This is a genomic window from Arthrobacter sp. UYP6 (assembly GCF_040547315.1).
GTDB lineage: Bacteria > Actinomycetota > Actinomycetes > Actinomycetales > Micrococcaceae > Arthrobacter_B.
In genome coordinates this window covers 282,041-291,641 of record NZ_JBEPPM010000002.1, presented here as the reverse complement: position 1 = coordinate 291,641, position 9,601 = coordinate 282,041, and the positions used below count along the sequence as shown (strand labels likewise).

Below are 9,601 nucleotides of genomic sequence, written 5' to 3'. Positions count from 1 at the left end.
ATACTGGTCCTTGAAGTCCTGGGTAAAGGGGTAGCCGCTGGGCATCGCATCGCTCCTGTAGTTTCAGAGCGTTGCACTGACCATATGACTCTGCCACCCGCAGACCCGCCAGACCTGCACACTCAGGAGCCAGCCAGACCCGCAGACCCGCCAGACCTGCACACTCAGGGGACGTAGCCGCCTTTGATCAAGGCCTGGCGGACTTTCGCCACCACCCAAAGCGACCCCTGCGCCAGGTCATACTTGTTGAGTTTGACCTGGTGCCAGCCCAGTTCGTGGGTGAGCAGATCCCGATGATTGTCCCGGCTCTGCTGGCCGGGGTTCAGGTGGTGCCCGCCGTCGTACTCGATGCAGGTCCGGTACCTTTCGCACCCCAGATCGACCCATAGCGCCGGATTTCCGGTGCCATCCATCACGGGAGTGTTTGGCGCGAATTCCGGCAGTCCCGCCCGGTAAAGCAGAAGCCGTACTCGAGTTTCCTGCGGAGAGTCCACGCCCACCCGCATCAGGTCGACGGCGGTGCGGATCTTTCGCAGTCCGGGAACCCCGGCCTTGGCGTCAAGGTAGGCGCGAAGCTCCGGAAGCGGCAGCAATGCAATCCGTCTTCTGCCAAAATTCCGGCGGTGTTCGCTGACCATCCAGTCACCGGCGATGACCAGGGCTTCCATTGACACCCCGTCGGATAAATCGAGCAGTGTCCGGGACAGGGATGTCACCGGCAAGCCGGACACTGTGCTCAGCTCGGAGGCGGTCACCACAAGACGGTGCCCGGCGATGCCTTTTCGTCTCGGGACGGCGAACGACCGCGGCCGGCTCAGATGGATGGCTGACTCCAGCCGGATCTCCCGCGGCAGCGGCATGCCATGAAGTTGCGCGGCCGTTCCGTGGGACAGGAACCCACCGGGAAGCAGTTCCACATACGGACGGCACCGGTCCGCCAGATCTATATCCGTTCCCTTGCGAACCCGGATCTCCCTGCTCGGGGTCTGCAGGTCCTTCGCGCGAAGCCGGGAACGGCGAAGACCGAGATTCCGGGCGCGGGCCAGCGTGAACGAAGGGTCGGACAGACCGGCAGGAAGCGGCTGGGCGCGTGTCATGTCTTTATTCGTACCTGGATTTCAGAAGGCTATCCGCTGTTGTCCACATGCCCGGGTCTTTTCCACAACGGGCGCTCCGGCGTTGACTTCCCCACACCGGACCTACGACAGCCATTCGCCGGCCAGCCGTTGGGCCGTACGCATCTCAAGACCAGGCCAGGTGACGCCCGATTGTAGGGTCCCCACAACGAATCACCCCGTCCCACGCAGAAACAGCACGCAATATGGCTGGAAACCACAAAACCGCGCTAGGCTCCGAACAGATCAAAAGGAGCCAGTGCATTCAATGAGCCAGTTCAACCCCGCACCCGCCGGCAGCCCGCAGGACACTTCGCAGGACACCCTGCAGGATCTGCAGGACGGCATGCAGAGCAGCACCCGGAACACCGGAAACATCACGAAGGTCCTGATCGCCAACCGCGGCGAAATCGCCGTCCGGGTCATCCGCGCAGCCCGCGATGAAGGCCTGGCCTCGGTGGCCGTCTACGCCGATCCGGACCGCGACGCCCTGCACGTCCGCCTCGCCGACGAGGCGTATTCCCTGGGCGGCAGCACCGCCGCCGAGTCCTACCTGGACATGGGCAAGATCCTCGACGCCGCCCGCAAGTCCGGTGCCGATGCCATCCACCCGGGGTACGGCTTCCTCTCCGAGAACGCCGAGTTTGCCCAGCGCGTCATCGACGCCGGCCTAACCTGGATCGGCCCCTCTCCGCACGCCATTTCCCAGCTCGGCGACAAGGTGCAGGCCCGCCACATTGCCGCCAAGGTTGGCGCCCCTCTGGTTCCCGGCACCGCCGATCCGGTGAAGAACGCGCAGGAAGTCCTGGACTTCGCCGATGCGCACGGCCTGCCGTTGGCCATCAAGGCAGCCTTCGGCGGCGGCGGCCGCGGCATCAAGGTGGCCCGCACCCGCGATGAAATTCCCGAGATGTTCGACTCCGCCGTCCGCGAGGCAACTGCCGCATTCGGCCGCGGCGAGTGCTTCATCGAGCGCTTCCTGGACGCCCCGCGGCACGTGGAAACCCAGTGCCTGGCAGATGTGCACGGCAACGTCGTCGTCGTTTCCACCCGTGACTGCTCGCTGCAGCGCCGCAACCAGAAGCTTGTGGAGGAGGCTCCGGCGCCGTTCCTCACCGAGGACCAGAACCAGCGCCTGTACAGCGCCTCCAAGGCCATCCTGCGCGAGGCGGGCTACCAGGGCGCAGGCACCTGCGAGTTTCTGGTGGGCACCGACGGCACCATTTCCTTCCTGGAGGTCAACACGCGCCTGCAGGTAGAGCACCCCGTGTCCGAGGAAGTCACCGGCCTGGACCTGGTCCGCGAGCAGTTCCGGCTGGCCCGCGGCGAGGAGCTCGGATACAGCGACCCGGAGATCCGCGGCCACTCCTTCGAATTCCGCATCAACGGCGAGGATCCGGGCCGCAGCTTCATGCCCGCCCCCGGCACCGTGGACACCTTCAAACTGCCCACCGGCCCCGGCGTGCGCGTGGATTCCGGTATCGAGGCCGGCGAAACCGTGGGCGGGAATTTCGATTCCATGCTCGCCAAGCTGATCATCACCGGCGCCACCCGCGAACAGGCCCTTCAGCGCGCCCGCCGCGCCCTGGCGGAAATGGAAATCACCGGCATGCCCACCGTGCTGCCCTTCCACGCCGCCGTTGTCGCGCATCCGGATTTCGCCCCGGCGTCCGGCCCGTTCAAGGTCCACACCCGCTGGATCGAGACGGACTTTGTGAACGAGCTTCCGGCCTGGTCCGGTGAACCGAATTCACGGCACGACGACGACGGCGGCCGGCAGCGCGTCACGGTGGAGGTGGGCGGTAAACGGCTCGACGTGGTGCTCCCTGCCGGACTGGGCGGCAACGGCTCGGGCAGCAACGGAACCGGCGGGCGCAGCACAGGCGCCACCGGCAAGGCCCGCAAGTCCTCGCGCAGCCGCGGCGGGGCCAACCCTGCCGCCACCGGCGATGCCCTGACCTCCCCGATGCAGGGCACTATCGTCAAGGTGGCCGTAGAGGACGGTACGGTGGTCGCTGAAGGTGATCTCGTCGTCGTACTCGAAGCCATGAAGATGGAGCAGCCGCTCACCGCGCACAAGTCCGGCACCGTGTCCGGGCTCAGCGCGCTGCCCGGTGCCACGGTCTCCGCCGGCGCCGTGATCGCCTCGATCCTGGACTAGCACTTTCCGCCGGCCAGCCCGGCAGCAACAAAAACGGCTCGGCCCCCATCCAGGGACCGAGCCGTTTTGTCAGCGGGGCCGAGGCGCTAGCTGGAGTGGTTCGTGTAGTCCACGTCCTTGGTGTCCTTGGTGACGAACAGTGCGATCAGCGTCAGCACCGCCATCGAGGACAGGTAGACGCCCACCAGCCACGGGCTGCCGTCGGCCGCCTGCCACAGGGCCACGGCAATGAACGGAGCCACGGCCGCGCCCAGGATCGAGGCGACGTTGTAGGCAATGGCCGATCCGGTGTACCGCACGTTTGTGGGGAACAGCTCCGGCAGCATGGCGCCCATCGGCCCGAAGGTCAGGCCCATCAGCGTGAAGCCGAGGATCAGCAGAGTCATGACGCCTGCGGTTCCGCCGCCCAGCAGCGGGGAGAAGGTGAAACCGAAGAGGAAGATTCCGGCGGTCACCACCAGCAGCGTCTTGCGGCGCCCAAACTTCTCCGCCAGCGGACCGGAGACCAGGGTGAAGATTCCGAAGAACACCACGCCAACAATCAGCATGATCAGGAAGTCGTTCCGGGCGTAGCCCAGGCCGGCGGCGAAGGTCTCCGGATCAAAGGCCTTTCCGGCCTTCTCGGCGGCGGCACGGGCTGCTTCCTCGCTCTTGGCGGCTGTGCCGTAGGAGAGCGTGAAGGTGGTCATCAGGTAGAACAGCACGTACGTGGCCAGCATGATGAACGTGCCGGCGATCATCTGGCGCCAGCTGTACTTGAAGGCACGGCTCAGCGGCAGCTTGCTCACTTCACCGGAGTCCACCACCTTCTGGAAGGCCGGGGTCTCCACCAGCTTCAGGCGGACATACAGGCCGATGATCACCATGACGGCGCTGGCCAGGAACGGAATGCGCCAGCCCCAGGAATCGAACTGTTCGCTGGTGAGCTGGAAGCTGAGCAGCAGGAACAGGGAGTTGGCCAGGATGAAGCCGATCGGTGCGCCCAGCTGCGGGAACGTCCCCCACACCGCACGCTTGTTTGCCGGGGCGTTCTCCGTGGCCAGCAGTGCGGCTCCGGACCATTCCCCGCCAAGGGCCAGGCCCTGGGCAAAGCGCAGGACCACCAGCAGCGCCGGGCCCAAAATCACCCAGCCCGGCGTGAGGGCAGTGGGCAGGCAGCCGATCAGGAAGGTCGCGACACCCATGGTCAACAGCGACGCCACCAGGGTTCCCTTGCGTCCCACCTTGTCCCCGAAGTGGCCAAAAATGATGGATCCCAGCGGGCGGGCAACAAAGGCCACGCCGAATACCGCGAACGAGCTCAGCAGCGCCGTGACGCCTTCGGCATTCGGGAAGAAGAGCCGCGGGAAGACAAGAACCGCCGCGGTGGCGTAGACGTAGAAGTCGTAGAACTCAATGGAGGTTCCGACGAGGCTGGCAACAATCACCCGGCCCTTGGAATTGGCCTTGGCCGGCGCAGGTGCCGCGGAGGGACTGGCAGTAGACATTGGGAGTCTTTCTCAGGTGGGAGTGAGGATATTCGACAATGTTAGGAGCCGTATCCCAGCATTCGGACATGGTGTCCACTATGTGGACAAAGGAACCGTTCGGTGGACTTTTCCGGCGTACGACGACGGCGGCTGGCCGGTGCGAGTGGCCCCGTCCCGCAGCGTGTGGGCACGTCTGGCGGGTCTCACCCCAACGTGTGCGCACATCTGGCGGGTTCCTGGCACTGCAACCCACCAGACCTGCACACTCGGCGAGCTTCCCTCCCCGCAACCCACCAGACCTGCACACTCGGCGAGCTTCCCTCCCCACAACCCGGTAGACCGGCACACCCAACTGAGCCGCTCAACCAGCGTCCAGCAACCAAACCCAGGCATCAGCGACAGTGCAGCGCGTGCGCACGTCTGGCGGGTCTCACCCCAACGTGTGCGCACATCTGGCGGGTTCCCGGCACTCCAACCCACCAGATCTGCACACTCGGCGACCGTCCCCTTCCCGCAACCCACCAGACCTGCACACTCAGCGGAGCTCGCCGCAGCGGACGCCGGAGCCGGAGCCAGACGGCACAAGAAAGCCCGCCCCCGCGGCGGACTAATATCCACCGCGGATGCGGGCTAACAAGTTGCCGATCCCCGGGCGGGCTGACAAGTTGCGGATCCCCGGGAGGGCTAACGAGAGGCTGGCATCCATGAGGCAGGTTCCCGGAACACCCTGGCCCCAAGGACCGGGCCGTCAGTTACATATGCACGTGCAGGCGTCGGGCTGCCTCGGAAATGGACCCGGTCAGCGACGGGTACACCGTGAAGGTGTTGGCCAGGTCATCGACGTGCAGCTTCTGCGTCACGGCCAGGGCAATCGGGAAGATCAGCTCCGAGGCACGCGGACCCACCACAACCCCGCCGATCACGGTGCCGGAGCCCTTGCGCGCAATGATCTTCACGAAGCCTTCCTTGACCTCCATCATCTTGGCGCGGGCGTTGGTGCGCAGGGAGAGCTTGATGACATCGCCCTGGTAACGGCCGTCGGCGATGTCCTGCTCGGAGACCCCCACGGAGGCAATCTCCGGGGAGGTGAAGATGTTCGAGGCCACGTTCTTGAGCTTCAGCGGCTTCACGCCGTCGCCCATCAGGTGCGCAATCGCAATCCGGCCCTGCATCGCGGCCACCGAGGCCAGATTGAATACCCCGGTGCAGTCCCCGGCGGCGTAGACGTTGGAGGCGGTGGTGCGGGAGACGCCGTCGACCTTGATCTGCCCGCGCTCGTCGAGCGCCACGCCGGCTTCCTCCAGCCCGATGCCGGCGGTGTTGGGAATCGCACCCACGGCCACGAGGCAGTGGCTGCCCTCAACGGTGCGCCCGTCCTCAAGCTGCACCACCACGCCGTCGCCGGTGTTCTTCACGGTCTCCGCACGCGAGCGGTTGAGCACGGTCATTCCGCGGGCCTGGAAGACGTCTTCCAGCACGACGGCGGCATCGGCATCTTCGCCGGGCAGGACCCGGTCGCGGCTGGAGATCAGTGTGACCTTGGTGCCCAGCCCGTTGTAGGCGGACGCAAATTCGGCCCCGGTGACACCGGAGCCGATGACGATGAGATGCTCGGGGATCTCGGTCAGGTTGTAGATCTGTTTCCAGGTGAAGATGCGTTCGCCGTCGGGCATGGAGGACTCAAGCTCGCGCGGATTGGCGCCTACCGAAATCAGCAGGGCCTCCGCCTCCACGGTCTGGGTGCCGTCGGCCGTGGTGACCTCGATGGTGCGGTTATCCAGCAGCCGGCCGTCACCAATGACGACCTTCACGCCCACGCGCTCCAGGGTCCGGCGGATGTCGTTGGACTGTTCCTTGGCCAGGGCCAGGAGGCGGTGGTTGACCACTTTCAGGTCGGCCACCGCGGGCTGGCCGCTGGTGCCGAAGTCCACGCCCAGGGAAGAGGCGGAGGCGAAGCGCGTCATCACGTCGGCGGTGGCAATGAGCGTCTTGGAGGGAACGACGTCGGTGAGCACGGCTGAGCCGCCCAAACCGTTGCGTTCCACAATGGTGACGTCCGCTCCGAGGGAGGCGGCTACCATGGCGGCTTCATAACCTCCGGGGCCGCCGCCGAGGATTGCGATTTTTCGGGCAGTGAAATCAAGTTGGGTCGTCACAGTTGTCCATTCTGTCCCATCACTGCCGCCCGCTCAAACGCCGGGAGTTCCGTGCTCCTACGGAGCAGGGCGAAGTCGCGGTAGGTTGGAGCAGTGAGCAACGACCCCTTTGAACTAGCCCAGCAGGCCGCCAAGTACATTGCCGAGAAGACCGGCGTGCCTAACCATGACATTGCCCTTGTCCTCGGCAGCGGCTGGGGTGAGGCCGCCGAACTGATCGGTGAGACCACCGCCACCCTGAATGCGAGTGAGATCCCGGGCTTCTCCGCCCCCGCCGTGCAGGGCCATGTGGGCACCATCCGCTCCGTGCTGACCCCCTCCGGCAAGCGGGCCCTGGTCCTGGGCGCACGGACCCACTATTACGAAGGCAAGGGCGTGCGCGCCGTCGTCCACGGTGTACGCACCGCTGCGGCAGCCGGCGCAAAAGTGATGGTTCTCACTAACGGCTGCGGCGGACTGAACCCGGAGTGGAAGCCCGGAACTCCGGTGCTGATCAGTGACCACCTCAACCTGACCGCCGCCTCCCCGCTGGAAGGCGCCACCTTCGTGGACCTGACGGACCTGTACTCCTCCCGCCTGCGCGAACTGGCCCGCACCGTGGACCCCACCCTGGACGAAGGCGTCTATGCCCAGTTCACCGGCCCGCACTACGAGACTCCCGCAGAGGTCCGCTACGCCAAGACCATCGGCGCCGATCTGGTGGGCATGTCCACAGCGCTCGAGGCGATTGCCGCCCGGCACGCCGGCATGGAGGTGTTCGGCATTTCTCTGGTCACCAATCTGGCGGCGGGCATCAGCCCCGAGCCGCTCAGCCACGCCGAGGTCCTGGAATCGGGCGCCGCCGCAGGCCCCCGCATCTCCCGGCTGCTGGCTGACATTATCGGCAAGCTCTAACCAGCCGCCGCTCCATCACTAGTTCCGATCCGTAGGTACACCCCATGACGCTGAACCCCACTGAGCTGAACGAGCTCGTGACCGCCGCCAAGAGCTGGGCGGATGAAGACCCCGATCACGCCACTGCGGCTGAACTCCGGACCCTGCTGGCAGCCCTGAGCACCGATGCGGCGGCAGCCGCTGCCGCCGCCAAGGAGCTGGAAGAGCGCTTTGCCGGCACGCTGGAGTTCGGCACGGCCGGCCTGCGCGCGGCGCTGGGCGCCGGTCCGCGCCGGATGAACCGGGTGGTGGTGCGCCGCACCGCCGCCGGGATTGCCTCCTTCCTGCAGGACACCGCCGGTGACCGGTACACTCCCAGCGCCGTGATCGGCTTTGACGCCCGGCACAATTCACGGGCCTTCGCCCTGGAAACGGCCGCGGTGTTCAGCGCCGCCGGCATCGAAACCTTCCTGCTCCCCTGCACGCTGCCGACGCCGGTGCTCGCCTATGCGGTCCGCGCCCTGGACACTGACGCCGGCGTGATGGTCACCGCCAGCCACAACCCGGCGGAGGACAACGGCTACAAGGTCTACCTTGGCGGGCGCACGGTGAAGGGCCCGGGCAAGGGAGCACAGATTGTTGCACCGTACGACGCCGAGATCGCCGCCCGCATCAACTATTCGGTGCCGCTGAAGAGCATCGAGACTGCGCCGGAAGGCTGGACGGATGTCTCCGAATCCATCGTGGCGGACTACATCAACGCCGTGGACCGGCTGGCGTCCCGCGACCGCTATCCGGAGCGGGACCTGAAGATTGTCCTGACCTCGCTGCACGGCGTGGGCGGGGAAACCATGAAATCCGTTCTGAAGGATGCCGGTTTCCGCAAGGTGATTCCGGTGGCCGCCCAGGCGCAGCCGGACCCGGACTTCCCCACGGTGGCCTTCCCCAACCCGGAGGAACCCGGCGCCCTGGACTTGGCCCTGGAAACCGCCGTCGAGCACAATGCGGATCTGGTCATCGCCAATGATCCCGACGCCGACCGCGTTGCCGTGGCGGCCAAGAACCCGGCCGACGGGCAGTGGCGCATGCTGCGCGGAGACGAAGTCGGCGCCCTGCTGGGCCGGCACCTGAGCCTCCGGATCAAATCCGGACACTGGAAGGTCCGCGGCGAGAAGACGCGTTCCGGCGTCGTCTACGCCAACTCCATTGTTTCCTCCCGCCTGCTGGCCCGGGTGGCCGAAGAGGCCGGATTTGCGCATGTTCAGACCCTCACCGGCTTCAAATGGATTTCCCGCGTACCGCATCTGACCTACGGATATGAGGAGGCGCTGGGCTACTGTGTGGCTCCGGGCCTGGTCCGGGACAAGGACGGCATCTCCGCCGGCCTGCTGATGGCCGAGCTGGCCGCTGCCCTGAAGGCGGACGGGCGCACACTCTTTGACGAGCTCGACGATCTGGCGCTGCAGCACGGCCTGCACCTGACGGACCAGCTCTCCGTCCGGGTGGACAACCTCGCCCTGCCCGGAACCATGATGAACCGGCTGCGCTGGCAGCGTCCCGTGACTCTGGGAGGCTCGCCGGTGGAGTCCGCCGTGGATCTGTCCCTGGGGAGCGCGGATCTGCCGCCCACCGACGGGCTGAAGTACCTGACCGCTGACAACACCCGGGTGATCATCCGGCCCTCCGGCACCGAGCCGAAGCTTAAGTGCTATCTGGAAGTGATTGTGCCGGTGGACGCTGCAGCGGATCTTCCGGCCGCACGCGAGCTGGGCCGCGCCCAGCTGGACGCGGTCCTCGCCGATGTGAAGACCGCGCTGGGCCTGTAGC

At 66.2% G+C, this 9,601-nt stretch carries 6 protein-coding genes; 3 read left to right on the top strand and 3 right to left on the bottom strand.

Annotated features, from left to right (window positions below):
• Positions 1-164: 164 nt before the first annotated feature.
• Positions 165-1,097: an endonuclease domain-containing protein gene (locus ABIB35_RS03055; RefSeq protein WP_354178770.1), complete on the bottom strand. Its 933-nt coding sequence runs from the start codon at positions 1,095-1,097 to the stop codon at positions 165-167.
• A 364-nt stretch (positions 1,098-1,461) separates the two neighbouring features.
• On the opposite strand from ABIB35_RS03055, the gene ABIB35_RS03050 reads away from it, so the two are divergent.
• Positions 1,462-3,276: an acetyl/propionyl/methylcrotonyl-CoA carboxylase subunit alpha gene (locus ABIB35_RS03050; protein ID WP_354178801.1), complete on the top strand. Its 1,815-nt coding sequence runs from the start codon at positions 1,462-1,464 to the stop codon at positions 3,274-3,276.
• A gap of 86 nt (positions 3,277-3,362) precedes the next feature.
• Here the strand turns inward: ABIB35_RS03050 and ABIB35_RS03045 are convergent, their stop codons facing one another.
• Together ABIB35_RS03045 and ABIB35_RS03040 are read right to left on the bottom strand one after the other, a co-directional pair.
• Positions 3,363-4,763, bottom strand: coding sequence for an MFS transporter (locus ABIB35_RS03045; protein WP_354178769.1), 1,401 nt, complete (start codon positions 4,761-4,763; stop codon positions 3,363-3,365).
• Positions 4,764-5,497: 734 nt separating this feature from the next.
• The gene (locus ABIB35_RS03040; protein ID WP_354178768.1) at positions 5,498-6,901 is read right to left on the bottom strand and encodes an NAD(P)H-quinone dehydrogenase; all 1,404 of its coding nucleotides are present in this window, start codon (positions 6,899-6,901) and stop codon (positions 5,498-5,500) included.
• A 93-nt stretch (positions 6,902-6,994) separates the two neighbouring features.
• Between ABIB35_RS03040 and ABIB35_RS03035 the strand changes: the two genes are divergently transcribed.
• Both ABIB35_RS03035 and ABIB35_RS03030 read left to right on the top strand, forming a co-directional pair.
• Positions 6,995-7,795 carry a purine-nucleoside phosphorylase gene (locus tag ABIB35_RS03035; protein ID WP_354178767.1) on the top strand — a complete coding sequence of 267 codons (801 nt, stop codon included), beginning with the start codon at positions 6,995-6,997 and terminating at the stop codon, positions 7,793-7,795.
• Between the two features lie 44 nt (positions 7,796-7,839).
• Positions 7,840-9,600, top strand: coding sequence for a phospho-sugar mutase (locus ABIB35_RS03030; protein WP_354178766.1), 1,761 nt, complete (start codon positions 7,840-7,842; stop codon positions 9,598-9,600).
• Position 9,601 lies beyond the last annotated feature (1 nt).

Bases quoted from the DNA above. Each gene is read 5' to 3' on its own strand.
- ABIB35_RS03055 (WP_354178770.1), bottom strand. From the start codon at position 1,097: ATGACACGCGCCCAGCCGCTTCCTGCCGGTCTGTCCGACCCTTCGTTC.
- ABIB35_RS03050 (WP_354178801.1), top strand. From the start codon at position 1,462: ATGCAGAGCAGCACCCGGAACACCGGAAACATCACGAAGGTCCTGATC.
- ABIB35_RS03045 (WP_354178769.1), bottom strand. From the start codon at position 4,763: ATGTCTACTGCCAGTCCCTCCGCGGCACCTGCGCCGGCCAAGGCCAAT.
- ABIB35_RS03030 (WP_354178766.1), top strand. From the start codon at position 7,840: ATGACGCTGAACCCCACTGAGCTGAACGAGCTCGTGACCGCCGCCAAG.